This is a genomic window from Salmonella sp. SAL04214 (assembly GCF_046550615.1).
Lineage (GTDB): Bacteria > Pseudomonadota > Gammaproteobacteria > Enterobacterales > Enterobacteriaceae > Salmonella > Salmonella enterica.
The window spans coordinates 15,548-39,567 of record NZ_JBGDXT010000005.1 but is presented as its reverse complement, the minus strand read 5'-3'; the positions used below and the strand labels follow the sequence as shown (position 1 = coordinate 39,567).

The window sequence follows — 24,020 nt, the reverse complement described above, 5'->3', positions numbered from 1 at the left end:
CTCATTCTGCCAGATTATTAACCTCGCTCTCAGGCGGAAGCCAAAAAAGTGTAATGCCGCTCAAGTATTCTACGTTTCGTCCGATATTTCTTATATATAAACACTATTTATGTGTTAATTTAAGTCATTCATAATAATGATTATCAATATCAAAGGCGTGACCATAAAATATGCAGGAAAATGATTTCTTCACCTGGCGACGCGCAATGTTGTTACGCTTTCAGGAGATGGCGGCAGCAGAGGATGTTTATACTGAATTGCAATATCAGACACAGCGGCTGGAATTTGATTATTATGCCCTGTGTGTTCGTCATCCCGTCCCCTTTACCCGGCCTAAAATATCGCTTCGTACCACTTATCCTCCGGCGTGGGTAACGCATTACCAGTCCGAAAACTATTTCGCGATCGATCCGGTATTAAAGCCGGAAAATTTCAGGCAAGGTCATTTACATTGGGATGACGTGCTATTTCATGAAGCGCAGGCGATGTGGGATGCCGCCCAGCGTTTCGGATTACGCAGAGGCGTAACCCAGTGTGTGATGTTGCCGAACCGGGCGCTGGGCTTTTTATCTTTCTCCCGTAGCAGTTTACGCTGCTCCTCGTTTACCTACGATGAAGTGGAGCTGAGGTTGCAACTGCTGGCGCGGGAGAGTCTTTCGGCGCTGACAAGATTTGAAGACGACATGGTGATGGCGCCTGAGATGCGTTTCAGTAAACGTGAGAAAGAGATTCTGAAGTGGACGGCGGAAGGGAAGACCTCATCGGAGATCGCCATTATTCTGTCGATTTCTGAAAATACCGTTAACTTCCATCAGAAAAACATGCAGAAGAAATTCAATGCGCCAAATAAAACACAGATTGCCTGCTACGCTGCGGCGACAGGTCTGATATGACGTGCTGACGATGCTTCGCGCCAGACGCGAAACCGGCTGAAAGCGATGCTAACAGCCGGTTTTTTACTACTGGCGGTAAGCCTGTTTAATTTGCTTAACCGTACTGGAAAATACCGCCGCTTGTGCTTCATCATCCATCTGCGCGATCTGTTTTTCCATTTTAAGAATCACGCGCCCAGCATCGGCCTGGCCCATCGCCTGTAGCATCAGCGTTAACATGGCTTTCAGGCAGTTGACTTCAGTAGCCAGTTCTTGATTATTCTCAGCGGTGGAAAAATCAGGCGTACTCATTTATTTTCCTCGTTATGTTTCAGTGAAAATGTGCGATAGCAGATGTTAAGGCGGCGGAGTATACCATAAGCTACGCTAAAAATATCAGTGGTTGTTTTTTGATCAAAAAGCGGAGGGGTTACCCACAAAATAAACGTTGCCGCGTGATGCATATATTTTCTTCATTCTTTGTTTATTACGCGTATTTTACTCGTTAATTATTGTTACAAAGTTGATTCCCTAATTAGTGTTTAGACAGCGGAACGTGAAATTTTTGTCACCATTATGAAATAGCAGCCCGGGACAGCGCCGTCAGAAGGGGCTACAACGTTGGTAGTTGCCACACGACGTACAACATAATTTCCAAAAACGAGAGCAAAATCGAATACCCGGTGTTTTTTTACGTTTCAAAGTTGAGATAAAACCAGCTAATATAAGGGCGATTAACTATCAGTAGCGTTATCCCTATTCTGGAGATATTCCTTTGATCAACGTTCTTCTTGTTGATGACCACGAACTGGTGCGCGCAGGGATACGACGCATTCTTGAAGATATAAAGGGCATTAAAGTTGTCGGTGAAGCGTGCTGCGGAGAGGATGCGGTAAAATGGTGCCGTACTAACGCCGTTGACGTCGTGCTGATGGATATGAACATGCCCGGTATTGGCGGCCTTGAGGCGACGCGTAAAATTGCCCGATCGACAGCGGATATCAAAGTGATCATGCTGACCGTCCATACGGAGAACCCGTTGCCCGCCAAAGTGATGCAGGCTGGCGCAGCTGGCTATCTCAGCAAAGGCGCTGCGCCTCAGGAGGTGGTGAGCGCTATTCGTTCGGTGTATTCCGGACAACGTTATATCGCCTCCGATATCGCTCAGCAGATGGCGCTCAGTCAGATCGAGCCTGCAAAAACGGAAACGCCGTTCGCCAGTTTGTCTGAACGCGAGTTGCAGATTATGCTGATGATCACCAAGGGTCAGAAGGTCAATGAGATTTCAGAACAGCTGAATCTCAGTCCTAAAACGGTGAACAGCTATCGCTATCGCATGTTCAGTAAATTAAACATTCATGGTGATGTTGAGCTGACTCACCTGGCAATCCGCCATGGCCTGTGTAATGCGGAGACGTTAACAAGCCAGTGAGTGAAATATTTGACGCAAAGGCATTTTTGAAAACCGTTACCAGCCAACCCGGTGTCTATCGTATGTATGACGCCGGCGGTACGGTTATCTATGTCGGTAAAGCAAAAGACCTGAAAAAGCGTCTTTCCAGCTACTTTCGCAGCAACCTGGCTTCGCGTAAAACCGAAGCGCTAGTTGCGCAAATTCAACACATTGATGTCACGGTAACGCATACCGAAACGGAAGCGCTGCTGCTTGAGCATAATTACATCAAGTTGTATCAACCGCGTTACAACGTGTTGTTGCGTGATGATAAATCCTATCCTTTTATTTTTCTGAGCGGCGATACCCATCCGCGTCTGGCGATGCACCGTGGCGCCAAACATGCGAAAGGCGAGTACTTCGGTCCATTTCCTAATGGCTATGCCGTGCGGGAAACGCTGGCGCTGTTACAGAAAATTTTCCCTATCCGCCAGTGCGAAAACAGCGTGTATCGCAACCGCTCGCGTCCTTGCCTACAATACCAGATTGGCCGCTGCTTAGGCCCCTGCGTTGCAGGACTGGTCAGCGAGGAGGAGTACACGCAACAGGTGGAGTATGTCCGGTTGTTTTTGTCCGGCAAGGACGACCAGGTCTTAACACAGCTGATTGCCCGGATGGAAAAGGCCAGCCAGGATTTGGCATTTGAAGAGGCGGCGCGTATTCGCGATCAGATCCAGGCGGTACGCCGGGTCACGGAAAAACAGTTTGTCTCCAATGCGGGCGACGATCTCGACGTGATCGGCGTGGCTTTTGATGCGGGTATGGCCTGTGTGCATGTGCTGTTTATTCGCCAGGGTAAGGTGCTGGGCAGCCGCAGCTATTTTCCAAAAGTACCTGGCGGTACGGAACTGGGCGAAGTGGTGGAAACCTTTGTCGGGCAGTTTTACCTGCAGGGTAGCCAGATGCGTACGCTACCGGGCGAGATACTGCTCGATTTTAATCTTAGCGATAAAACGCTGCTTGCCGACTCGTTGTCGGAACTTGCCGGACGGCGTATTCATGTCCAGACAAAACCGCGTGGCGATCGCGCCCGTTATCTCAAGCTGGCGCGGACCAACGCGGCAACGGCCTTAATTACAAAACTTTCGCAGCAGTCCACCATCACGCAGCGTTTGACTGCGCTGGCGGCGGTATTAAAACTTCCTGCGATCAAGCGGATGGAGTGTTTTGACATCAGCCATACCATGGGGGAGCAAACGGTCGCATCCTGTGTGGTATTTGACGCTAACGGGCCGTTACGCGCCGAGTATCGTCGTTATAATATCGCGGGCATCACGCCGGGTGATGACTACGCGGCGATGAATCAGGTGCTACGTCGGCGTTATGGCAAGGCCATAGAAGAAAGTAAGATTCCGGACGTTATTCTGATCGACGGCGGAAAAGGGCAGCTCGCCCAGGCGAAAGCCGTTTTCGCTGAGCTGGATGTCTCCTGGGATAAGCATCGCCCTTTGCTGCTTGGCGTCGCCAAAGGCGCGGACAGAAAGGCCGGTCTGGAAACACTCTTTTTTGAACCGGAAGGCGAGGGGTTTAGCCTGCCGCCGGACTCGCCGGCGCTGCATGTTATTCAGCATATTCGCGATGAGTCGCACGATCACGCGATCGGCGGGCACCGTAAAAAACGCGCGAAGGTTAAAAATACCAGTACGCTGGAAACTATTGAAGGCGTTGGGCCTAAACGTCGCCAGATGCTGCTGAAATATATGGGCGGTTTGCAAGGACTACGTAACGCCAGCGTAGAAGAAATTGCAAAAGTGCCGGGTATTTCGCAAGGTCTGGCAGAAAAGATCTTCTGGTCGTTGAAACATTGAGGCCACTGTAGCAACATAGGGGTAATTTCACTGACAACAGATAGTTACCCGTCACTATGCAATTTAATATCCCTACGTTGCTCACGCTGTTTCGCGTCATCCTGATTCCATTCTTTGTCGTGGTGTTTTATTTGCCGTTCGCCTGGGCGCCGATGGTCAGCGCGCTGATTTTCTGTATTGCCGCTATTACCGACTGGTTTGACGGCTTTCTGGCGCGACGCTGGAACCAGAGTACGCGTTTCGGCGCTTTCCTCGACCCCGTCGCCGACAAGGTGCTGGTGGCGATCGCCATGGTGCTGGTCACCGAGCATTATCATAGCTGGTGGGTGACGTTACCTGCGGCGACGATGATAGCCCGCGAAATTATTATCTCTGCTCTGCGTGAATGGATGGCGGAGCTGGGCAAACGCAGTAGTGTAGCGGTCTCCTGGATCGGTAAAGTCAAAACTACCGCACAGATGGTGGCGCTGGCGTGGCTCTTGTGGCGTCCGAATATCTGGGTAGAGTATGCCGGGATCGCGCTTTTCTTTGTCGCAGCGGTGCTAACGTTGTGGTCCATGTTGCAATATTTGAGCGCTGCACGCGGAGATTTGCTTGATCAGTGATCGTTTCGCCGCAAATTTCAGCAAACGATCGTGAGTGACGAAAAATATCGTTGACTCAGTGCGTCAGGTAAGTAGAATGCAACGCATCGAACGGCAGCACTGATTGCCAGACGATAACAAAATCAAGTGATTAACAAAGTTGCTTGATACTGCGGGAATAGCTCAGTTGGTAGAGCACGACCTTGCCAAGGTCGGGGTCGCGAGTTCGAGTCTCGTTTCCCGCTCCAGTTTAAAAGCATTGGCGTAAAGCGGATGCTGGCTGAAAAGCCAAAAAAATTTGGCGCGTTAACAAAGCGGTTATGTAGCGGATTGCAAATCCGTCTAGTCCGGTTCGACTCCGGAACGCGCCTCCAATTTTTCCCGAGCCCGGATGGTGGAATCGGTAGACACAAGGGATTTAAAATCCCTCGGCGTTCGCGCTGTGCGGGTTCAAGTCCCGCTCCGGGTACCATGGGAAAGACAAGAATAATCAAAGCAATAAGCAGTGTCGTGAAACCACCTACGGGTGGTTTTTTTGTGCCTTCAGTTTGTATGCCGACCGCGAGCGTGAACTTTCCAGCGCGATACACAGTAAAAAAACACCGGTAGCGGCATTTCTGCCAGTACAGCAGTTATGTGCTACCGACCCGCAAGAACTTATGGCTGGTAAATACTAAACATCGGGTAAATCAGCCGATAAAATCCATTAATCTCTATAAAAAATGCTGATATGTTTTATGCCTGCTTTATTAAAGAGAGTAGGTCTGCCAGTGAAATATACCGATAATGCAAAATTATTTATTAGCTTCATTAATATTGGGATTGTAGGTTGCGCTTTGCTACTTTTTTTTATTTTGTATGAGCCTGAGAGTGCAATCGTAACCTACTCTCTTCCCGGTGAGCTTTCCTCTTCGACATGTGATGCGCGTAATTTTATTGGCAACGTCGATGAAAATGACTTTGCAGAGTATATAAAAAAAGTAGAACTGACGCGCTACAGTATGTATTGTCTGAAAAAAACAGGGGCGGGTCAGTGGAGTATTTATGCAAATTAAACGAGTATATAACTGTTCAGGGGTATTTTCTGCACAATTTAATTAAAGGTAGATAGCGAACTAATATTCATCACTAGGTAATGTGATCCACTTCATGCTTTAATCACGTTTTGCAATATTGTCTTAATAACAGGTCAACTACAGATAATTTCGGGTTTTCGTGAATGGCGGTTTTGGTCAGTCTCTATATTATGCTTTCCCCGCTTTACGGAGATGATGATGCAAAAGAAAACCTGGGCCGTTTTATTGATACCATTGTGCCTCACCGCTTGCCACCAGACGACCAACCGATCAACAGCCAAAGATGAAATTCTCACAGGGAGCTATATTGACCCGACAAAAACACGCTTTCCGTTAGCGGATTATTCACAGTCGGTTGATAAATGGATACCTCCGGACTCGGCTGATTACACTATTCCGGTTATTGATAGTGCTACCCAACAACGCTACTTTAGCGCACTAAAATCTCATTATTTCGGAATGGACAGTGAAGCGCACTCGCCGTGGAATGGTTTTTATATTACCGCATTGCTGAAAAAAAACGCAGCACAGGCCCGGGATGCCAGTATTAAGCAGTTTCTTAGCGACGGCAGTGCTTATTGGGGGGAAAACTTCAGACTTTATACCTCTCGCTGGAAAGAGGAGGTTAGAGGGAATACGGATACGCAGATTGACAATATCTATCATGCCTCCCGGCGAGGTATTATGGTCAGAGAAAGTTTAGTCAGAGCGCTGCCAACGGACGACCCGCTCTTTAACGATCCCCGTCAGGCAGGCGAGGGGTATCCGTTTGATAATTTACAAATGTCTTCGCTGCGTCCCGGTACGCCGGTCTATACGCTGACGAAGAGCAAAGACCAACGCTGGCAATATGTCGTTTCACCAGCGGTAACTGGCTGGGTTCATAGTGAAGATATTGCCAGTACGGATCAGAAATTTATAACACAGTGGGTTTTGCTCGCTCACAAGCAACTGGGGGCATTTATCAACGCGCCGGTTTCTGTCCATGCCGCAGGCGTCTATTATTTCACCGGCCGACCGGGCACTATTTTACCGTTCCGACATCAACGGGCGGGCCAGTTCCTGATTGCGGCGCCAGTTCGCGGCAGCAACGGTCGCGCGTTTATCCATTGGGTCTGGCTAAGCGGTAACGAGTTTACGGCTATGCCGTGGAAAATGACGCCGGAAAATATCGCCGTGCTAATGAAAGCAATGCACGGCGCCCCCTACGGTTGGGGAAATTTTAACTTTTATAATGATTGTTCAGCCGAAGTCCGCAGCCTGTTAATGCCGTTTGGCATATTCCTGCCCAGACATTCATCCGCGCAGGTAGAGTCTGCTGGACGGGGGGTCGATCTTAGTCATAAAAATCCCCAAATGCGGATCGATTATCTCACCAGATACGGAAAACCGTTTACTACGCTGGTCTATATTCCAGGGCATATTATGCTGTATATCGGTAACACAACCATGAATGGGCAGGTTGTGCCGATGACTTATCAGAATATCTGGGGATTGCGCCCAAACCATGCTAATAGCCGGAGCATTATCGGTGAGGCGGTATTTTTGCCGTTACTGCGTTTTTATCCTGAAAATCCTGAGCTGATATCGCTGGCTGGTAAGGTTCTGTTTAAGCTTGGTTATATAGAATAGGTTGACAAACTGTGTTATCGCGGAAGATATGATTAAGGCAACCGTGCTCGTGGATATAAAGAGAGTATCCCTGTAAACTGTGTCTGAAAAAAGTATGCGCTATAGTGCGGGCTGTTTATTTGAAATACTATCTGGAGCTGATTCTGGATGTGATTATGTGCCTCACACATTGAAGTGAGAGTTATTGTTGGCGGTATCTGGCTGGAGGCTGGGTGGTAAAAAGACGTAATTTATTGCATTTTAATAACGGTGCCCGGTCAGAGCGCGATCTTGGGGATCTGGTCACTAAAGTTTTTGAGAAAGCGGCGAAAAAAGAACCGCAACCGCTATACACATTTAGCCTGCCGTTGCTGAGTGTGCAGGATGAGATCCGTGTTTACTGTAAGAAAAAAAATATCAAAATAGGGTACGATACGCTGTTTATGGAAATAACCTTTTCTGCTGACAGAGAAGCGGTAGACGAACTCATTAAACACTTTTTTACTGAAAATAAGCTCTATTTGAGAGGGCGGTTTTATCTGTCCGCGGCGGTGGTATAAGTTAGCATGAGTATAATATAGCGAGAAACCCATCTCTCGCTTTTGTGTGGGGCGAGCGCTTTCTGGCGGAAAATCTGCGCCCTGATCCTCCTTTTGTGCGTTAACTTCCGGAATCCTCCTCATTTCGTGTTAATCTGGCCCCTGATGGTTGCCATCCAAACTGCCTGCAAAAAAATTATTTTTATCCGCTGCAATGTAAGAGGCCTACAGGCGGAAGTCATCACTGAGGAAAAGCGTTATGAAAATGGAACCATTAAACGAGAACGAGCTGGAATGGCTGGATGATGTGCTGACGAAATACAATACCGATCAGGCCATTTTGGATGTCGCGGAGCTGGACGGTCTGATTACTGCGGTACTAAGTTCTCCGCGTCCCATCGAGCCGGAACAGTGGCTGGTCGCGATATGGGGGGGACCCGCGTACGTACCGCGCTGGACATCTGAAAAAGAAATGACGCGATTTATGGATCTGGTGTTCCAGCACATGGCGGACACAGCCGCCCGGCTTGAAGACTATCCAGAACAGTTCGAGCCGCTGTTTGGCCTGCGAGAAGTTGATGGCCATGAATTAACGATTGTTGAAGAATGGTGCTTTGGTTACATGCGCGGAGTGTCGCTGTCCGACTGGTCTGACTTGCCGGATACGCTAAAACCGGCGCTGGAAGCGATTGCCTTACACGGCACGGAAGAAAACTTTGCGCTGTTGGATAAAATGAGCCCGGAAGCGTTCGATAAAAGCGTTGATGCTATCCGTATCGCGGCGCTTGAGCTGCATGCCTGGTGGATGGCGCATCCGCACACGACGCCGCTACAGATGCCGATAAAAGCAGAGGTGAAAGTGGGGCGTAACGATCCTTGTCCATGCGGGAGCGGCAAAAAATTTAAGCAGTGCTGCCTGCATTAATGGCTCGTAAACGGCCATAGCGTGATGATTATCGAGCCTGGACGGCGTCCGGGCCCGGTAATCTTTGCCTGACATTAACCTGGATCGGGCAGGAACCCCAGTGCGATCGAAAACTGGACGCCAATCACGACAATGCCGCAGATAAACACCAGCGCCAGCGCTGGCGTGCCGCCTGCCACACGATATCCCGCCTGAGGGCTCTGTTTACGGCATTGCCAGACCAGCATAGCAGGGATGAGCAGTGCCAGCACTGCCAGCGCTACGCCGGCATAGCCTAATGCCATCACAAATCCGCGTGGGTAGAAAAGCGCAAACGCCAGCGGCGGCAGAAAGGTAATCAGCCCGGTTTGCAGGCGTCCGGACACCGTACTGCGGCGCTGGAATAGATCGGCCAGGTAATCAAATAATCCTAGCGCTACGCCCAGAAAAGAGGTCGCCAGCGCCAGATCGGCGAACAGGTGGACCGCCAGTTCGACATGTGGCGAAGCGACCACTTCTCTGAGCGCCTGCAGCAGGCCATTTAACCCGGCATGGCTGGCCAGTAGCCCTCTGAATGTCGGCGAGTCGATACTTCCCAGCGTGGCGAGCTGCCAAAAAATATAGGCCACTAGCGGAATGGCGCTACCCGTCATAAAGACCCAACGCAGCCGGCGAATGTTGCCGTTCATATAACTCACTATACTCGGTACGCTTCCGTGAAAACCAAACGAGGTGAAAATGACCGGTATGGCGGATAACGCCAGCCCCTGCTGTAAAGGAAGCGTAAGAAGATTTACTTTATGAATATGTGGCGTGAGCAACGCAAGCATGATGACCAGAAAAATGATCTTTGCGCTAAACAGGAAGCGGTTAAAAAGGTCGACCAGCGAGGTGCCCACACACACCACCCCACCGGCAACAAAGGTGAACAGCAGCACCCCGGCAGCGGGCGAGAGCGTGGCGCCAAGCCAGTTATTAATACTGGATGCCAGTAATTCTCCGGCTCCGGAAATGTAGGCGGCGGTGAGCGCATACATTAAGAACATCATACTGAATCCCGTAAGCCACTGTCCGTAACGTCCAAGATAGCGTTTTGCCAACGAGCCCAGTCCGGTATCCGCCGGAACGTGTTGATATACCTCCAGTAATAGTAGCGCGGTATAACACATCAGCGCCCACAGGCCAATCAACAATCCCAGCGTGACGCTGAAACCAACGCCAGCCGCTGCCAGCGGCATTGCCAGCATCCCGGCGCCGATAGTGGTGCCTGCCACGATAAAAATACTGCCCAGAGTTCTGTTTTTCACGCTTTCTACTACCCCGGTAACAAAGAACGGTGATATCCGCGGCGCAGGGTAAGGCATTACGCTATTTTCGTCAAATGGTCGTTACAATGGGTGTACTGTAAAATTTACAGTTCCGGGCGTAAAAGCGAATATGGGAGGAGGCGCGGACAACCGCCGCAAACCTGCGCTAGCGCAAAGTCGCTCGCACACGGACACATTAGGCTACGAGTTTTATTCAGGAGGGATTATGGATTCCATTCACGGTCACGAAGTACTCAACATGATGATTGAGTCTGGCGAGCAGTACACGCATACCTCGCTGGAGGCGGCAATAAAAGCGCGCTTTGGCGAGCGGGCACGATTTCACACCTGTTCAGCGTCAGATATGACGGCGGCGGAACTGGTCGCGTTTCTGGCGGCGAAAGGAAAGTTTATTGCCGTGGAGGACGGTTTTTCAACGCATGAGAGTAAAATCTGCCGCCATTAATACGCCACGGTGAGAGCGCGTCTCACCGTGTAAGGACTTGCTGGATTAATTTTGCGTATCCAGGGTGGAGAGTTCTTTATCAATGAAATAAAGCCCTTCGCCGCTTTTTCCCGCCAGCGTTAATTTATCAATAATAGATTTGAACAGTTTTTCTTCTTCATGCTGTTCTGCCACATACCACTGCAAGAAATTAAATGTCGGATAATCCTGGCTGGTCATTGCGGCATGAGCCAGTTCATTAATTTTTTGCGTAATAAGCTGCTCATGCTCATAGGTCGCGCGGAACAGCTCATCCAGCGAGGCGTACTCAGCGAAGGGCGAAGAAACGGTATGAATGCGCGGCAGGCTTCCGGTATCGGTAAGGTAGTCAAACAGGCGCTGCATATGCGTCATCTCTTCTTGCGCATGGCGACGAAGAAATGCGGCCGCGCCTTCAAAGCTGTGATAGCTGCACCACGCGCTCATTTGTTGATAGAGCAGGGAGGAGTACAACTCCAGATTCATTTGCTCATTCAGTTTGTCGATCATTTCTGTTTTCAGCATGGTTCCGCTCCACAAATAGCAAAAGATATACGGTAATGTGGCGCCACTATAATTTGTTATTTTATTATTTGCAAAAGGTAAAATATTAAATTTAATTATTAAAAATACGAATGGGAATAAAACGCATTAACGCCAGTGTATAGCGTATAAAAATAAAGAAAAGCCAGCACCTTCATGCTGGCAATAGCGACCCTGCGCTCTCCTCCATTGTACATGGTGTCGGCGTTAAGCCAGCCGCCTTAATAATAAAGCGGCATGATTTGCGGGACGGCAACGCCCCGGCACTGCCAGGAGAGGGTAAATCGGGTGTTCAGACACAACGAGCCCGCATAAATGCTACAGGTTCCTACCGGCTGACCAAACGAAACGGCATCGGCATAGCCCATCTGCTGGCATTCGCGTGTTGCGGTCCCGTGAGATACATAGTCATCTGTCCGTGAAGTAAAAAATAGCGGCTGGTTATACGTCAGGCGCACGATGCCGCTTATCGGGCTGGCTTCGCTGACCTGCGCTTGTCGAGTAATGGTGCATCCCGTCAGGGCTAGCAGTGAAAGAGTAAAAATAAGAGGCTTCATAAAATCGCTCCGACAATTCGGTATCAGACCATGCTACCTCGTGTCTTGCACCGTCAATGGCTGGAATAACTTACGGATTCGCCTTGATTAAAGGTAACGGCAGGAGGTTTACAGCGGGAACAGAAAATGTGTGAGCGTCTCTTCATTTAATGAAACTTGGTTTCATTAAATTTGAATGCGTGTTCTCAAATGTGTAATGTGGGCAAAACGTCATGATATACGCAGGCGCGACCGTCTGCATTCAGGAGGAACACGATGAAAATTGCATTGATGATGGAAAATAGCCAGGCCAGCAAAAATGCCATCATTTATAACGAACTTAGCGCCGTCGCCAATGAAAAGGGATTTCCCGTTTTTAACGTCGGCATGTGCGACGAAAATGACCATCACCTGACGTACATTCACTTGGGCATCATGGCGAGTATTTTGCTTAATGCAAACGCGGTTGATTTTGTGGTTACTGGCTGTGGCACCGGGCAGGGCGCGCTGATGTCGTTAAATATTCATCCAGGTGTCATTTGTGGCTATTGCATCGATCCGGCAGATGCTTTTCTGTTTGCGCAGATCAACAACGGCAATGCGTTGTCCCTGCCATTTGCAAAAGGCTTTGGCTGGGGCGCTGAGCTGAACGTGCGTTTCATCTTTGAAAAAGCGTTTACCGGGCGTAAAGGCGAGGGGTATCCGCCTGAGCGCAAAGCGCCGCAGGTACGCAATGCGGGCATTTTGAACCAGGTTAAGGCCGCGGTCGTCAAAGAGAATTATCTGGATACACTACGGGCTATCGATCCTGAACTGGTTAAAACGGCGGTTTCAGGGCCGCGTTTCCAGCAATGTTTGTTTGAAAACGGCCAGAATAAAGAAATAGAAGCGTTTGTACGTGAGATGCTGGGGTAATGCCCGGACAAGACAGAGGCGTTTCGCGCCTGTCGGCTGGCATGATGTGCCGATAATACGCCAGTAGCGACAGGCACCACCTCTGGCAAACAGACCAGAAACGGTGTAGGCCGGATAAGCTGCTTCGCGTTGCTATCCGGCTAATAACGTCTCAATATTGTCACTCGGGGTGCCGCTATCAGTGATGCTGATAGGTCACGACGTTAAGGAGATGCTGATCGGTTTGCGCCAGGCATAACCCTGCTCGTTTAGCGCTGCGAACTTCTTCGAGAATAGTTTGTAAAAGTACGCCATCCTGCTGCTGCTCTTTTTCCAGGGTATGGAGAAAATCGAGCGTTGAGGCATCATTCAGCGCTTTCGCTTCATCTGCCAGACGCGACAGCGTGCTGGCGCGTTGCTGATAATCCTCCAGGGTTTTCTGGAACAATTCTTCCAGAGAGCAGAGCTCTTCACCCGGAACGTCAATGGCTTTAACGATAGGGGTGGCGCCGGCGTTTTTCATAAAATTAAACATGCGCATCATTTGCGTCACGTTGCCTTGCGCCTGGGTACGAAGAAAGGTGGCGGTGCCTGTTAAACTGTGTTCAGAACACCATTCGCTTAGATGGAGGTAAAGATTTGATGCGTAAAACTCAAGGTTCATTGGCGTGTTGAGCTTTTGAACCATTCCTACAGCTGCCATAACAATATCCTTATTTCCAGAAAGTGTTGATGTGCATGACAGACGAGAATGCAACGGGCCGTTGTCACATTCTTACCTCTATGCACAATAAATACTCTTAGCAGAAGAACTCCGTTCCGCCAGTCCCTTATGCGATCTCATTTCCTGTTTATCGATCGGTAATGAGAATAGCGCGTCAATAAAAATAAGAAAATCCTTAAATGCAATTGTTTATCTTTTTTTACATTTTCAGCGGTGTGATTTTTTCAGGTGTAATGATTTTTGGTGCGGAGCAGTTACAACCATTTGAAAGTTAAATGATATTATATAGATTTGTAATTTATGAAACGTTGTTTCAGATCATGGGTTAAGCCTTTCAAGTATGGTAATTTCAATAAAATAAACATTAGCCAGTCTGGATATCACACGCATAAACGGTTGAGAGCAAATATGCCTGTTTTTATAAACTAGTCGATTTTGCGGTAGATCATTTTTAATGTCATTAATCATACGAGCACGTTATTCGGTTGAGCGCAGTTTTGATGGGTGACTCGTTAACAAGGAGCAGTCAATGAAAAAGGTCGCGGTGCTGTTGGCGCCAGGATTTGAAGAAGCAGAGGCCATTGTTACTCTTGATATTCTGCGACGTTTGCATATCGATGTCGAAACGCTGGCGTGTGCTGAATCACGGGCGGTGGTGAGTTACCATGATATTCCTATGGTTGCGGACAGTACGCTGAGTGAACGCCAGCAGGCGCTTTTCGATGCGGTAGTGCTGCCGGGCGGTCCACAGGGGAGCGCTAATCTGGCGGCTAATCCGGCGGTGATCGCTTTCGTTGCGCGTCATGATGCGGCAGGCAAATTAATTTGTCCTATCTGTTCCGCGGCGGCAAGGGTGCTGGGTGCTCACGGATTGCTGAAGGGGCGTCGTTATGTCTGTTCCGGCGACCTGTGGAAAGCGGTTCCGGAAGGTGTCTATGTGGATGCGCCCGTTGTTGAAGATGGTAATTTAATTAGCGGTAAAGGCTTGGGTCATGTCTTTGATTTCGCGCTAACCCTTTCCGCCAGACTGCTGGGAGACGATGCGCCGGTTCGCGAACAGGCTGAACATATCTATTATCCCTGGTAATCGTTATTCACCCAGGGCCATAAGGATTAGCTGGCTGATGTTATGGATTAATGTGCTGGCTTTTCTGCCTTTTGGCTGATGAATTCGCTCTGGGTTATGTCATGCTGGTCAATGACTTCCCTGGGTTATGAGTTAATCGTTATTTCTGCGTGTGTCTTAGGGGGTGTATTCCTGAAAGGCGGCCTCGGAAAAGTCTCATATGTGGTGGCGAGCGTACTGATATCAGGAACGGTGGAGAACGCGATGAACCTGCTCAACATTTCACCTTTTGCACAGTACGTGGTTCGCGGCTGAATCCTTCTGGCAGCAGTTATCTTCGACCATTATAAGCAAAAAGCGAAGCGTACGATTTGATGAATTAACACTCAACTAAACAGTATAGCTTCACGTCATCGCCAACCGCTACCCCGGCTGGCGATGGTCTTTCTAAATGGCGAGCAGCGTCACACTGTCTATACTTACATGACTAATGAGACCGTTTGTGAGTCTCAATATGATGATAAGGAGGAGACCAGGGTGGCAGAACCGTTAACCGTATCCCCCGAACTCACTGCGAACTATGCGTATTTTTTTGACCTTGATGGCACATTGGCAGAGATAAAGCCTCATCCCGATCAGGTAGTGGTACCGCATAAAATCCTTCAGTTGTTAGACCGTCTCGCGGCGCACAACGCAGGGGCACTGGCATTGATTTCAGGGCGTTCAATGACTGAGCTGGATGCTTTGGCGAAGCCTTTTCGCTTTCCGCTCGCTGGCGTTCACGGGGCAGAGCGTCGTGACATCAATGGTAAAACCCATATCGTGCGCCTTCCTGAAGCGGTAGTCCGTGAGGTGGAGGCGTTATTACGTTCGACGCTTGTAGCGCTGCCCGGAACGGAGCTGGAGACGAAGGGGATGGCGTTTGCGCTGCACTACCGTCAGGCTCCGGAACATGAAGCGGCGCTGTTGGCGCTTGCGCAACACGTTACGCAGCACTGGCCGCAATTGGCGTTGCAGCCTGGTAAATGTGTTGTGGAAATCAAACCTAAGGGAACCAATAAAGGCGAAGCCATTGCCGCCTTTATGCAGGAGGCGCCCTTTGCGGGACGGATTCCCGTTTTTGTGGGCGACGATTTGACCGATGAGGCTGGCTTTGGCGTGGTGAATCACGCTGGCGGAATTTCCGTAAAAGTGGGTGTCGGGGCAACCCAGGCGGCATGGCGGCTGGAAAGCGTACCCGATGTCTGGCGCTGGCTGGAACAAATCAATTATCCACAACAAGAACAACAAGTAATGAATAACAGGAGAGATGGCTATGAGTCGTTTAGTCGTAGTATCTAATCGAATTGCCCCCCCGGATAATAAAGGCGGCGCCGGCGGCCTCGCCGTTGGCGTGCTTGGCGCGCTAAAAGCGGCTGGCGGGTTGTGGTTCGGCTGGAGTGGCGAGACAGGTAACGAGGATGAGCCATTAAAAAAGGTGACAAAAGGTAATATTACCTGGGCATCGTTTAACCTGAGTGAACAAGATTACGAAGATTATTACTGTCAATTTTCCAATGCGGTTCTCTGGCCTGCGTTCCACTATCGTCTGGACCTGGTACAGTTTCAGCGTCCTGCATGGGAAGGCTATATGCGGGTGAATGCGTTATTAGCGGATAAGTTATTGCCCCTCATTAAAGAGAACGACATCATTTGGGTGCATGACTACCACCTGTTACCGTTTGCCAGCGAGCTGCGTAAACGCGGCGTGAACAACCGAATTGGTTTTTTCCTGCATATTCCATTCCCGACCCCGGAGATTTTTAACGCTCTACCGCCGCATGATGAACTGCTGGAGCAGTTGTGTGACTTTGATCTGCTCGGGTTCCAGACCGAAAATGATCGCCTGGCTTTTCTGGATAGCCTTTCGAGTCAAACGCGAGTCACGACTCGCAGCGGCAAGCAGCATATCGCGTGGGGTAAAGACTTCCAGACAGAAGTGTATCCTATCGGTATTGAGCCCGATGAGATTGCTCTGCAGGCTGCCGGGCCGTTGCCGCCTAAACTGGCGCAGCTCAAGGCGGAACTGAAAAATGTGAAGAATATTTTTTCCGTTGAGCGGCTGGATTATTCGAAAGGGCTGCCGGAACGTTTTCTGGCGTATGAAGCGCTACTGGAAAACTACCCGCAGCATCGGGGAAAAATTCGTTATACCCAAATTGCGCCTACGTCACGCGGCGAAGTACAGGCATATCAGGATATTCGCCACCAGCTTGAGACGGAAGCAGGCCGGATTAATGGGAAATATGGACAATTGGGCTGGACGCCGCTCTATTATCTGAATCAGCATTTCGACCGTAAACTGTTAATGAAGATATTCCGTTATTCAGACGTCGGGCTCGTCACCCCGTTGCGTGACGGGATGAACCTGGTGGCGAAAGAGTTTGTCGCCGCGCAGGACCCCGCTAACCCTGGCGTACTGGTACTGTCACAGTTTGCCGGCGCGGCGAATGAACTGACGTCGGCGTTAATCGTCAATCCTTACGATCGGGATGACGTGGCGGCGGCGCTCAATCGTGCGCTAACGATGCCCCTTGCCGAGCGTATTTCGCGTCATGCGGAGATGCTGGACGTGATCGTTAAAAATGACATTAACCGCTGGCAGGAGCGTTTTATTCATGACCTAAAGGAGGTCACGCCGCGTAGCCCTGAGCGTCAGCAGCAGAACAACGTGGCGACGTTCCCTAAGCTGGCCTGAAATATCGCGAGCGGCGACTAGTCGCCCGCTAACGGTACCAACAACACATCTACCTGGCTGGCGCTGACGACACTTTTTGCCGAGCAGGACGCGCGCGAAAAGAAACTGTGGTTATGGTTGCCGCAAATGACCAGATCAACATGGTGTTTGCGGCACACAGCCAAAATATGCTGGCTTAACTCACCTGATGCGATGAAAGTTTGTTCAATCGGATAATCCGCCTTTTCCCCCAGCATCTTAAGAAAATTCTCGGTTTCCTCATGCATAACCGCGCGTAAATCCTCCATCATGGGCGCGGCGAACTGGTTATACAGTTCAGGATCGGAAGCGAGAGTAATCAGGCTTACTTTCGCCTGGACAGGGCGGGCGATAGAGACCGCTTTAGCCAGTAGCTGGTGACTTTCCGGGGTGACGGCAACGGCGACAAGAATATGGGTGTAGCTCATAACTCGCTCCTTGATTGCAAGAATATGAGATTGTGCTTTAGCTTTACTCTGTTTATCGCATTTCTGCAATGCGCTAATGCCACATTAATGTGAAGGACATCATAATTAATCATTAATTATTCTTATGTAAAGAATCGTGGCATAAGACACTTTTTACACACCACCAGGATGCTTCATTTAAACGGGTGAACAATGAAAGCTAAAAGTTAAATCAAATGAGCTTATTTTTAACAGCGGAGGGCGTATGCTGTGACGAGATTAATTAATAACGTTTAATATTTAAGCCACTGTTTACTAAAGGTAAAATAAAATCGTTTCTAAAATAGAAATAATAGCCTGTTATCTATTATCCTGGCGTTATTTTAACAGAGAGAAACAAAAAAGAATTTGGTGTTGACGTACCCCTATTCAGCAGTGTGGAATAGAAAAAGTGAACATTAGGTTATTAATTAAACAAAGTAAAAGCCATGCTGATGGTTTTATCGTAAGTATTCCGTTAAATTATGTGATCTACATCACATATTTTCTAAAATCGCCGTCCCGCTCCGTTGTATGTCACGAAGCTGACGAGTAGAGTTGCGTCGAATTAGGAAAAATCTTAGGCATTTGTAAAAATTGATGTAAACGTGTAAGGCGAATCTCAGTGGGAAGCTGCGTTATACGTCACAATGTCCACAATGTCTGAGCGCTGCTATGCATTTGACCTTTTTGCTTCTTTTACCGGGCCTTCCCGGCGACATCACGGGGTGCGGCTACGTCGCACAAAAATAAAGTTGGTTATTCTGGATGGGAACAATGCATACATCCAAGTTGCTAAAACACATTTATGACATCAATTTGTCATATTTACTCCTTGCACAGCGTTTGATCGTCCAGGACAAAGCATCTGCGATGTTCCGCCTCGGTATCAACGAAGAGATGGCAAACACACTGGGCGCGTTGACCCTGCCGCAGATGGTCAAACTGGCGGAGACGAACCAGTTAGTTTGTCATTTCCGGTTTGACGATCATCAGACGATCACCCGTTTGACTCAGGATTCGCGCGTCGATGATTTACAGCAGATTCACACAGGTATCATGCTTTCAACGCGTCTGCTCAATGAAGTGGACGATACGGCGCGTAAGAAAAGGGCATGATAATGAGTGAAAAAAGCATTGTTCAGGAAGCTCGCGATATCCAGTTGGCGATGGAGTTGATTAATCTTGGCGCTCGTCTACAAATGCTGGAAAGCGAAACACAGCTCAGCCGTGGTCGCCTCATCAGGCTGTACAAAGAATTACGCGGTAGCCCGCCGCCTAAAGGGATGCTGCCATTTTCGACAGACTGGTTTATGACCTGGGAGCAAAATATTCATGCCTCCATGTTCTGCAACGCCTGGCAATTTTTACTGAAGACCGGCTTATGCAGCGGTGTGGATGCGGTGATTAAAGCTTATCGGCTTTATCTTGAGCAGTGTCCGCAACCGCCTGAAGGGCCGTTGTTGGCGCTGACTCGCGCATGGACGCTGGTGCGTTTTGTTGAAAGTGGGTTGCTTGAATTGTCGAGCTGTAACTGCTGCGGTGGGAACTTTATTACCCATGCGCATCAGCCCGTAGGCAGCTTTGCGTGTAGTTTATGCCAGCCGCCATCCCGCGCAGTAAAAAGACGTAAACTTTCCCGAGATGCTGCCGATATTATTCCACAACTGCTGGATGAACAGATCGAACAGGCTGTTTAACCGAAACGGTGTGGACAAACACTCCAGCAGCGGTAAGCCATTACCGCTGCTTTTTTTTGCCTTGCCTTCGCGTTAATCGCCCGACTGCGCATCCTGTCATAGTCAACAGCGGAAGGATGATGTCGTGCTTATCTTATTAGGTTACCTGGTGGTTATCGGTACAGTTTTCGGCGGTTATGTCATGACCGGCGGGCACCTTGGGGCACTCTATCAACCTGCTGAACTGGTCATCATTGGCGGCGCGGGGATAGGGGCGTTCATTGTCGGCAACAACGGGAAGGCCATCAAAGGCACGATGAAAGCGATCCCGTTGTTATTTCGTCGTTCGAAATACACAAAATCTATGTACATGGATTTGCTGGCGTTGCTCTATCGCCTGATGGCCAAATCACGCCAGCAGGGGATGTTCTCCCTTGAACGCGATATTGAAAATCCGAAAGAGAGTGAAATCTTCGCCAGTTATCCGCGTATTCTGGCCGATGCGGTAATGCTTGATTTTATTGTCGATTATCTGCGCCTGATCATCAGCGGCAACATGAATACGTTCGAAATTGAAGCGTTGATGGATGAAGAGATTGAAACCCATGAAAGCGAGGCGGAAGTCCCGGCCAACAGTCTGGCGATGGTGGGGGATTCGCTGCCTGCCTTTGGTATCGTCGCGGCGGTAATGGGGGTGGTTCACGCTCTGGCTTCAGCCGATCGTCCGGCAGCGGAGTTGGGGGCGCTGATTGCCCATGCCATGGTAGGTACGTTCCTCGGTATTTTACTGGCTTATGGATTCATTTCACCGTTAGCGACCGTTTTGCGCCAGAAGAGCGCCGAAACCACCAAGATGATGCAGTGCGTAAAAATTACACTGCTGTCTAATCTGAACGGCTATGCGCCGCCGATTGCCGTGGAATTTGGTCGTAAAACGCTTTATTCCAGTGAGCGTCCATCGTTTATTGAGTTGGAAGAACACGTTCGCGCAGTGAGAAACCCAAACCAGCAGCAGACGACTGAGGAAGCATGAAAAATCAGGCTCATCCCATTGTCGTCGTAAAACGCCGCAGGCACAAACCGCACGGCGGCGGGGCGCACGGTTCCTGGAAAATTGCCTACGCCGATTTTATGACGGCGATGATGGCTTTTTTTCTGGTGATGTGGCTGATTTCCATCTCCAGCCCTAAAGAATTAATTCAGATTGCCGAATATTTTCGTACGCCGTTGGCCACCGCGGTAACGGGGGGAAATCGGATTGCCAATAGCGAGAGCCCGATACCAGGCGGCGGCGATGATTACACCCAACAGCAGGGTGAAGTGGAAAAGCAGCCGAATATCGACGAGCTGAAAAAACGGATGGAGCAGAGTCGCTTAAACAAACTGCGTGGCGATCTGGATCAGCTGATCGAGTCCGATCCCAAACTGCGCGCGTTACGTCCGCATCTGAAAATTGATTTGGTTCAGGAGGGGTTGCGCATCCAGATTATCGACAGCCAGAACCGCCCGATGTTTAAAACCGGCAGCGCCGAAGTTGAGCCGTATATGCGCGATATCCTGCGTGCGATTGCGCCAGTGTTAAACGGTATACCTAATCGCATTAGCCTGGCCGGCCATACCGATGACTTTCCCTACGCGAACGGCGAAAAAGGCTATAGCAACTGGGAGTTATCCGCCGATCGCGCCAATGCCTCGCGTCGCGAACTGGTCGCTGGCGGGCTGGATAACGGAAAAGTATTACGGGTGGTTGGCATGGCTGCCACGATGCGGCTGAGCGATCGCGGTCCTGATGATGCCATCAACCGCCGTATAAGCCTGCTGGTATTAAACAAACAGGCGGAACAGGCCATTTTGCATGAAAACGCTGAAAGCCAGAATGAGCCGGTAAGTGTATTACAACAGCCTGCGGCAGCCCCGCCGGCAAGCGTACCCACATCGCCAAAAGCGGAACCGAGGTGATAGCGTGAGCATGGATATTAGCGATTTTTATCAGACATTTTTTGATGAAGCTGACGAGCTGTTGGCTGATATGGAGCAGCATCTGCTGGATTTGGTGCCGGAATCCCCGGACGCTGAACAACTGAACGCCATTTTTCGCGCGGCGCACTCCATTAAAGGCGGCGCGGGCACATTCGGCTTCACTATTCTGCAGGAAACCACACATTTAATGGAAAACCTGCTGGATGAAGCCCGACGCGGTGAAATGCAGCTCAATACCGACATTATCAACCTGTTTTTGGAAACGAAAGATATTATGCAGGAACAGCTCGACGCCTATAAAAACTCCGAAGAGCCGGATGCCGCAAGCTTCGAATATATCTGCAATGCGCTACGCCAGTTGGCGCTGGAGGCGAAAGGCGAAACCACGCCAGCGGTCGTAGAAACCGCGGCACTAAGCGCGGCGATCCAGGAAGAGAGCGTAGCCGAAACCGAATCGCCTCGTGACGAGAGTAAACTGCGCATTGTACTTTCACGGTTGAAAGCCAGTGAGGTCGATCTGCTTGAAGAAGAGTTGGGCAATCTGGCTACTCTGACGGATGTCGTTAAGGGGGCGGATTCACTGTCGGCAACTCTGGATGGCAGCGTCGCGGAAGATGACATTGTCGCGGTGCTCTGTTTTGTCATCGAGGCCGATCAGATCGCTTTTGAAAAAGTGGTCACCGCGCCGGTTGAAAAAGCGCAAGAGAAAACCGAGGTAGCACCGGTAGCGTCTCCGGCAGTCGTTGCGCCAGCCGCCAAAAGCGCGGCCCATGAACATCATGCGGGGCGTGAAAAACCTGCGCGTGAACGCGAGTCCACCAGCATTCGCGTGGCGGTAGAGAAAGTGGATCAGCTCATAAACCTGGTCGGCGAGTTAGTGATTACCCAGTCAATGTTGGCCCAGCGTTCTAACGAGCTGGACCCGGTAAACCACGGCGATCTCATTACCAGTATGGGTCAGTTACAACGTAACGCCCGCGACTTACAAGAGTCGGTGATGTCGATTCGTATGATGCCTATGGAGTACGTCTTCAGCCGTTTCCCGCGTCTGGTACGCGATTTAGCGGGCAAACTGGGCAAGCAGGTAGAGCTGACGCTGGTGGGGAGCTCCACTGAACTTGATAAAAGCCTGATCGAACGCATTATCGACCCGCTGACGCACCTGGTGCGCAACAGTCTCGACCACGGGATTGAAATGCCGGAAAAACGCCTTGAGGCGGGGAAAAATGTTGTCGGCAACCTGATTCTTTCCGCAGAACATCAGGGCGGGAATATTTGTATTGAAGTGACCGATGACGGCGCGGGGCTTAACCGTGAGCGTATCCTGGCGAAGGCCATGTCGCAGGGGATGGCGGTGAATGAAAACATGACCGACGATGAAGTAGGCATGTTGATCTTCGCGCCGGGATTCTCAACTGCGGAACAGGTCACGGATGTCTCCGGTCGCGGCGTTGGCATGGATGTGGTGAAACGTAACATTCAGGAGATGGGCGGTCACGTTGAGATCCAGTCAAAACAAGGCTCCGGCACCACGATTCGTATTCTGCTGCCGCTGACGCTGGCCATCCTCGATGGGATGTCGGTTCGCGTGGCGGGGGAAGTTTTTATCCTGCCGTTGAATGCGGTGATGGAGTCGCTGCAACCGCGTGAAGAGGATCTTCATCCGCTGGCGGGCGGCGAACGGGTTCTGGAAGTTCGCGGCGAGTATTTGCCGCTGGTCGAATTGTGGAAAGTGTTTGACGTGGACGGGGCGAAAACCGAAGCCACGCAGGGCATTGTTGTGATCCTGCAAAGCGCGGGACGCCGTTACGCGCTGCTGGTCGATCAGCTCATCGGTCAGCACCAGGTGGTGGTCAAAAATCTGGAAAGCAATTATCGCAAGGTACCGGGGATTTCCGCCGCGACGATCCTGGGCGACGGCAGCGTCGCGCTGATTGTTGATGTTTCCGCATTGCAGGGTTTAAACCGCGAACAACGTATGGCGATCACAGCCGCCTGATTGAGTGAGAAGGGAATAATATGACCGGTATGAGTAATGTAAGCAAACTGGCCGGCGAGCCGTCAGGTCAGGAATTCCTGGTGTTTACACTGGGAAATGAAGAGTACGGCATCGATATCCTGAAAGTGCAGGAGATCCGTGGCTATGACCAGGTGACGCGCATCGCCAATACACCGGCCTTTATAAAAGGGGTGACTAACCTGCGCGGCGTGATTGTCCCCATTGTCGATCTGCGCGTGAAATTCTGCGAAGGCGACGTTGAGTACGATGACAATACGGTAGTGATCGTACTGAATCTGGGGCAACGCGTCGTCGGGATAGTGGTAGACGGCGTGTCTGACGTACTGTCGTTAACGGCGGAACAGATCCGTCCGGCGCCAGAATTTGCCGTGACCTTGTCAACAGAATATTTGACGGGATTGGGCGCGCTCGGCGAGCGTATGCTGATTCTGGTGAATATCGAAAAACTGCTTAACAGCGAAGAGATGGCGCTGCTGGATATCGCAGCATCACACGTCGCGTAATAACGTTGCCGGGTGGCGTCGCGCCATCCGGCAATCCTAACCGTTATGCTTCCACCAACGGTGAGAGTGCCTCTTCACCGCCCGCGCCCAGCCCCTGCATTTTGCGCCGACATCGCCGCTGCGACGCTGTTATTGTCAATATCGTCTTCCGGAACAGCGTATTTCCCTTTTGCAAAAGTAAAGTTATCACCGCAGGTGCCGATAACGTTGATAACTCGTTATCAGGAAGGTGCCTT

The 24,020-nt window shown here is 50.1% G+C and carries 27 protein-coding genes, 3 tRNA genes and 1 pseudogene; 23 read left to right on the top strand and 8 right to left on the bottom strand.

What is annotated here, in order from left to right:
• Positions 1-170: 170 nt before the first annotated feature.
• Positions 171-893, top strand: a complete 723-nt coding sequence (gene sdiA, locus ACLJQD_RS10280; RefSeq protein WP_001157167.1) for a transcriptional regulator SdiA — start codon at positions 171-173, stop codon at positions 891-893.
• A 66-nt stretch (positions 894-959) separates the two neighbouring features.
• On the opposite strand, the gene ACLJQD_RS10275 is transcribed toward sdiA, so the two are convergent.
• Complete coding sequence (locus tag ACLJQD_RS10275) at positions 960-1,184, bottom strand: DUF2594 family protein (RefSeq protein ID WP_000106483.1); 225 nt, start codon at positions 1,182-1,184, stop codon at positions 960-962.
• Entirely contained in the window at positions 1,181-1,336 is a 156-nt protein-coding gene (locus ACLJQD_RS10270) for a hypothetical protein (RefSeq protein ID WP_017441847.1), read from the bottom strand. Before ACLJQD_RS10270 ends, ACLJQD_RS10275 begins: the two co-directional genes overlap by 4 nt.
• A 311-nt stretch (positions 1,337-1,647) precedes the next feature.
• Here ACLJQD_RS10270 and uvrY point away from each other — a divergent pair, with 311 nt between their 5' ends.
• The 10 genes from uvrY to ACLJQD_RS10220 all read left to right on the top strand — a co-directional run bounded on the left by uvrY (position 1,648) and on the right by ACLJQD_RS10220 (position 8,868).
• Complete coding sequence (gene uvrY / locus ACLJQD_RS10265; RefSeq protein ID WP_000611323.1) at positions 1,648-2,304, top strand: UvrY/SirA/GacA family response regulator transcription factor; 657 nt, start codon at positions 1,648-1,650, stop codon at positions 2,302-2,304.
• Positions 2,301-4,133: an excinuclease ABC subunit UvrC gene (gene uvrC / locus ACLJQD_RS10260; RefSeq protein ID WP_017441848.1), complete on the top strand. Its 1,833-nt coding sequence runs from the start codon at positions 2,301-2,303 to the stop codon at positions 4,131-4,133. The genes uvrY and uvrC overlap by 4 nt, the downstream gene beginning before the upstream one ends.
• Before the next feature lie 56 nt (positions 4,134-4,189).
• On the top strand, positions 4,190-4,738 hold the full coding sequence (gene pgsA / locus ACLJQD_RS10255) for a CDP-diacylglycerol--glycerol-3-phosphate 3-phosphatidyltransferase (protein WP_001160192.1): 549 nt from the start codon (positions 4,190-4,192) through the stop codon (positions 4,736-4,738).
• A 151-nt stretch (positions 4,739-4,889) separates the two neighbouring features.
• A tRNA-Gly gene (locus ACLJQD_RS10250) sits at positions 4,890-4,965 on the top strand.
• A gap of 52 nt (positions 4,966-5,017) precedes the next feature.
• Positions 5,018-5,091, top strand: a tRNA-Cys gene (locus ACLJQD_RS10245).
• An 11-nt stretch (positions 5,092-5,102) separates the two neighbouring features.
• Positions 5,103-5,189 (top strand) — tRNA-Leu (locus ACLJQD_RS10240).
• Between the two features lie 250 nt (positions 5,190-5,439).
• Positions 5,440-5,772: a hypothetical protein gene (locus ACLJQD_RS10235; RefSeq protein ID WP_001747701.1), complete on the top strand. Its 333-nt coding sequence runs from the start codon at positions 5,440-5,442 to the stop codon at positions 5,770-5,772.
• Between the two features lie 213 nt (positions 5,773-5,985).
• Positions 5,986-7,425: an SH3 domain-containing C40 family peptidase gene (locus ACLJQD_RS10230; protein WP_077907245.1), complete on the top strand. Its 1,440-nt coding sequence runs from the start codon at positions 5,986-5,988 to the stop codon at positions 7,423-7,425.
• Positions 7,426-7,637: 212 nt separating this feature from the next.
• The gene (locus ACLJQD_RS10225; RefSeq protein ID WP_000240837.1) at positions 7,638-7,964 is read left to right on the top strand and encodes a glucose-6-phosphate dehydrogenase; all 327 of its coding nucleotides are present in this window, start codon (positions 7,638-7,640) and stop codon (positions 7,962-7,964) included.
• Between the two features lie 238 nt (positions 7,965-8,202).
• Complete coding sequence (locus tag ACLJQD_RS10220) at positions 8,203-8,868, top strand: YecA family protein (protein WP_000781521.1); 666 nt, start codon at positions 8,203-8,205, stop codon at positions 8,866-8,868.
• 74 nt (positions 8,869-8,942) lie between these two features.
• Here the strand turns inward: ACLJQD_RS10220 and tyrP are convergent, their stop codons facing one another.
• Entirely contained in the window at positions 8,943-10,154 is a 1,212-nt protein-coding gene (gene tyrP, locus ACLJQD_RS10215; protein ID WP_001562965.1) for a tyrosine transporter TyrP, read from the bottom strand.
• Between the two features lie 226 nt (positions 10,155-10,380).
• Here tyrP and ACLJQD_RS10210 point away from each other — a divergent pair, with 226 nt between their 5' ends.
• Positions 10,381-10,620: a YecH family metal-binding protein gene (locus tag ACLJQD_RS10210; protein WP_000377238.1), complete on the top strand. Its 240-nt coding sequence runs from the start codon at positions 10,381-10,383 to the stop codon at positions 10,618-10,620.
• A gap of 45 nt (positions 10,621-10,665) precedes the next feature.
• Here the strand turns inward: ACLJQD_RS10210 and ftnA are convergent, their stop codons facing one another.
• Positions 10,666-11,163, bottom strand: a complete 498-nt coding sequence (gene ftnA, locus ACLJQD_RS10205) for a non-heme ferritin (protein ID WP_000920611.1) — start codon at positions 11,161-11,163, stop codon at positions 10,666-10,668.
• A 239-nt stretch (positions 11,164-11,402) separates the two neighbouring features.
• Positions 11,403-11,738, bottom strand: coding sequence for a YecR-like lipofamily protein (locus ACLJQD_RS10200; protein ID WP_000803229.1), 336 nt, complete (start codon positions 11,736-11,738; stop codon positions 11,403-11,405).
• Between the two features lie 255 nt (positions 11,739-11,993).
• Here ACLJQD_RS10200 and ACLJQD_RS10195 point away from each other — a divergent pair, with 255 nt between their 5' ends.
• On the top strand, positions 11,994-12,632 hold the full coding sequence (locus ACLJQD_RS10195) for an RpiB/LacA/LacB family sugar-phosphate isomerase (RefSeq protein WP_000684804.1): 639 nt from the start codon (positions 11,994-11,996) through the stop codon (positions 12,630-12,632).
• Between the two features lie 178 nt (positions 12,633-12,810).
• Here ACLJQD_RS10195 and ACLJQD_RS10190 read toward each other — a convergent pair whose 3' ends face one another.
• On the bottom strand, positions 12,811-13,314 hold the full coding sequence (locus ACLJQD_RS10190; protein ID WP_000741707.1) for a non-heme ferritin-like protein: 504 nt from the start codon (positions 13,312-13,314) through the stop codon (positions 12,811-12,813).
• A 550-nt stretch (positions 13,315-13,864) separates the two neighbouring features.
• On the opposite strand from ACLJQD_RS10190, the gene ACLJQD_RS10185 reads away from it, so the two are divergent.
• From ACLJQD_RS10185 to otsA, 4 genes and pseudogenes are all read left to right on the top strand, one after another.
• On the top strand, positions 13,865-14,422 hold the full coding sequence (locus tag ACLJQD_RS10185) for a DJ-1/PfpI family protein (protein ID WP_000754800.1): 558 nt from the start codon (positions 13,865-13,867) through the stop codon (positions 14,420-14,422).
• A 111-nt stretch (positions 14,423-14,533) separates the two neighbouring features.
• Positions 14,534-14,716 (top strand): annotated as a pseudogene (araH, locus tag ACLJQD_RS10180) (L-arabinose ABC transporter permease AraH); the annotation flags it as partial.
• Positions 14,717-14,938: 222 nt separating this feature from the next.
• Complete coding sequence (gene otsB / locus ACLJQD_RS10175) at positions 14,939-15,742, top strand: trehalose-phosphatase (RefSeq protein WP_000840114.1); 804 nt, start codon at positions 14,939-14,941, stop codon at positions 15,740-15,742.
• Positions 15,717-17,138, top strand: coding sequence for an alpha,alpha-trehalose-phosphate synthase (gene otsA / locus ACLJQD_RS10170; protein WP_000089042.1), 1,422 nt, complete (start codon positions 15,717-15,719; stop codon positions 17,136-17,138). The genes otsB and otsA overlap by 26 nt, the downstream gene beginning before the upstream one ends.
• 17 nt (positions 17,139-17,155) lie before the next feature.
• Here otsA and uspC read toward each other — a convergent pair whose 3' ends face one another.
• Together uspC and ACLJQD_RS10160 are read right to left on the bottom strand one after the other, a co-directional pair.
• Positions 17,156-17,584 carry a universal stress protein UspC gene (uspC, locus tag ACLJQD_RS10165; protein ID WP_000122606.1) on the bottom strand — a complete coding sequence of 143 codons (429 nt, stop codon included), beginning with the start codon at positions 17,582-17,584 and terminating at the stop codon, positions 17,156-17,158.
• The gene (locus tag ACLJQD_RS10160; protein WP_001617301.1) at positions 17,581-17,697 is read right to left on the bottom strand and encodes a hypothetical protein; all 117 of its coding nucleotides are present in this window, start codon (positions 17,695-17,697) and stop codon (positions 17,581-17,583) included. Before ACLJQD_RS10160 ends, uspC begins: the two co-directional genes overlap by 4 nt.
• A 682-nt stretch (positions 17,698-18,379) precedes the next feature.
• Here ACLJQD_RS10160 and flhD point away from each other — a divergent pair.
• The 6 genes from flhD to cheW all read left to right on the top strand — a co-directional run bounded on the left by flhD (position 18,380) and on the right by cheW (position 23,784).
• On the top strand, positions 18,380-18,721 hold the full coding sequence (flhD, locus tag ACLJQD_RS10155) for a flagellar transcriptional regulator FlhD (RefSeq protein WP_410967613.1): 342 nt from the start codon (positions 18,380-18,382) through the stop codon (positions 18,719-18,721).
• A complete protein-coding gene (gene flhC, locus ACLJQD_RS10150; RefSeq protein ID WP_000605987.1) occupies positions 18,718-19,302 on the top strand; it encodes a flagellar transcriptional regulator FlhC in 585 nt (194 codons plus the stop codon). The genes flhD and flhC overlap by 4 nt, the downstream gene beginning before the upstream one ends.
• A 124-nt stretch (positions 19,303-19,426) precedes the next feature.
• On the top strand, positions 19,427-20,314 hold the full coding sequence (motA, locus tag ACLJQD_RS10145; RefSeq protein ID WP_000906312.1) for a flagellar motor stator protein MotA: 888 nt from the start codon (positions 19,427-19,429) through the stop codon (positions 20,312-20,314).
• Positions 20,311-21,240 carry a flagellar motor protein MotB gene (motB, locus tag ACLJQD_RS10140; protein ID WP_000795653.1) on the top strand — a complete coding sequence of 310 codons (930 nt, stop codon included), beginning with the start codon at positions 20,311-20,313 and terminating at the stop codon, positions 21,238-21,240. The genes motA and motB overlap by 4 nt, the downstream gene beginning before the upstream one ends.
• Positions 21,241-21,244: 4 nt before the next feature.
• Entirely contained in the window at positions 21,245-23,260 is a 2,016-nt protein-coding gene (gene cheA / locus ACLJQD_RS10135) for a chemotaxis protein CheA (RefSeq protein ID WP_017441851.1), read from the top strand.
• A 20-nt stretch (positions 23,261-23,280) separates the two neighbouring features.
• The gene (cheW, locus tag ACLJQD_RS10130) at positions 23,281-23,784 is read left to right on the top strand and encodes a chemotaxis protein CheW (protein WP_000147295.1); all 504 of its coding nucleotides are present in this window, start codon (positions 23,281-23,283) and stop codon (positions 23,782-23,784) included.
• Positions 23,785-24,020 lie beyond the last annotated feature (236 nt).

Excerpts from the sequence above, each read along its gene's own strand:
- sdiA (WP_001157167.1), top strand. The coding sequence starts at position 171 with ATGCAGGAAAATGATTTCTTCACCTGGCGACGCGCAATGTTGTTACGC.
- ACLJQD_RS10275 (WP_000106483.1), bottom strand. The coding sequence starts at position 1,184 with ATGAGTACGCCTGATTTTTCCACCGCTGAGAATAATCAAGAACTGGCT.
- ACLJQD_RS10270 (WP_017441847.1), bottom strand. The coding sequence starts at position 1,336 with ATGCATCACGCGGCAACGTTTATTTTGTGGGTAACCCCTCCGCTTTTT.
- pgsA (WP_001160192.1), top strand. The coding sequence starts at position 4,190 with ATGCAATTTAATATCCCTACGTTGCTCACGCTGTTTCGCGTCATCCTG.
- ACLJQD_RS10235 (WP_001747701.1), top strand. The coding sequence starts at position 5,440 with ATGCTGATATGTTTTATGCCTGCTTTATTAAAGAGAGTAGGTCTGCCA.
- ACLJQD_RS10230 (WP_077907245.1), top strand. The coding sequence starts at position 5,986 with ATGATGATGCAAAAGAAAACCTGGGCCGTTTTATTGATACCATTGTGC.
- ACLJQD_RS10220 (WP_000781521.1), top strand. The coding sequence starts at position 8,203 with ATGAAAATGGAACCATTAAACGAGAACGAGCTGGAATGGCTGGATGAT.
- ACLJQD_RS10210 (WP_000377238.1), top strand. The coding sequence starts at position 10,381 with ATGGATTCCATTCACGGTCACGAAGTACTCAACATGATGATTGAGTCT.
- ftnA (WP_000920611.1), bottom strand. The coding sequence starts at position 11,163 with ATGCTGAAAACAGAAATGATCGACAAACTGAATGAGCAAATGAATCTG.
- ACLJQD_RS10200 (WP_000803229.1), bottom strand. The coding sequence starts at position 11,738 with ATGAAGCCTCTTATTTTTACTCTTTCACTGCTAGCCCTGACGGGATGC.
- ACLJQD_RS10195 (WP_000684804.1), top strand. The coding sequence starts at position 11,994 with ATGAAAATTGCATTGATGATGGAAAATAGCCAGGCCAGCAAAAATGCC.
- ACLJQD_RS10190 (WP_000741707.1), bottom strand. The coding sequence starts at position 13,314 with ATGGCAGCTGTAGGAATGGTTCAAAAGCTCAACACGCCAATGAACCTT.
- ACLJQD_RS10185 (WP_000754800.1), top strand. The coding sequence starts at position 13,865 with ATGAAAAAGGTCGCGGTGCTGTTGGCGCCAGGATTTGAAGAAGCAGAG.
- otsA (WP_000089042.1), top strand. The coding sequence starts at position 15,717 with ATGAGTCGTTTAGTCGTAGTATCTAATCGAATTGCCCCCCCGGATAAT.
- uspC (WP_000122606.1), bottom strand. The coding sequence starts at position 17,584 with ATGAGCTACACCCATATTCTTGTCGCCGTTGCCGTCACCCCGGAAAGT.
- ACLJQD_RS10160 (WP_001617301.1), bottom strand. The coding sequence starts at position 17,697 with ATGATTAATTATGATGTCCTTCACATTAATGTGGCATTAGCGCATTGC.
- flhD (WP_410967613.1), top strand. The coding sequence starts at position 18,380 with ATGCATACATCCAAGTTGCTAAAACACATTTATGACATCAATTTGTCA.
- flhC (WP_000605987.1), top strand. The coding sequence starts at position 18,718 with ATGATAATGAGTGAAAAAAGCATTGTTCAGGAAGCTCGCGATATCCAG.
- motB (WP_000795653.1), top strand. The coding sequence starts at position 20,311 with ATGAAAAATCAGGCTCATCCCATTGTCGTCGTAAAACGCCGCAGGCAC.
- cheW (WP_000147295.1), top strand. The coding sequence starts at position 23,281 with ATGACCGGTATGAGTAATGTAAGCAAACTGGCCGGCGAGCCGTCAGGT.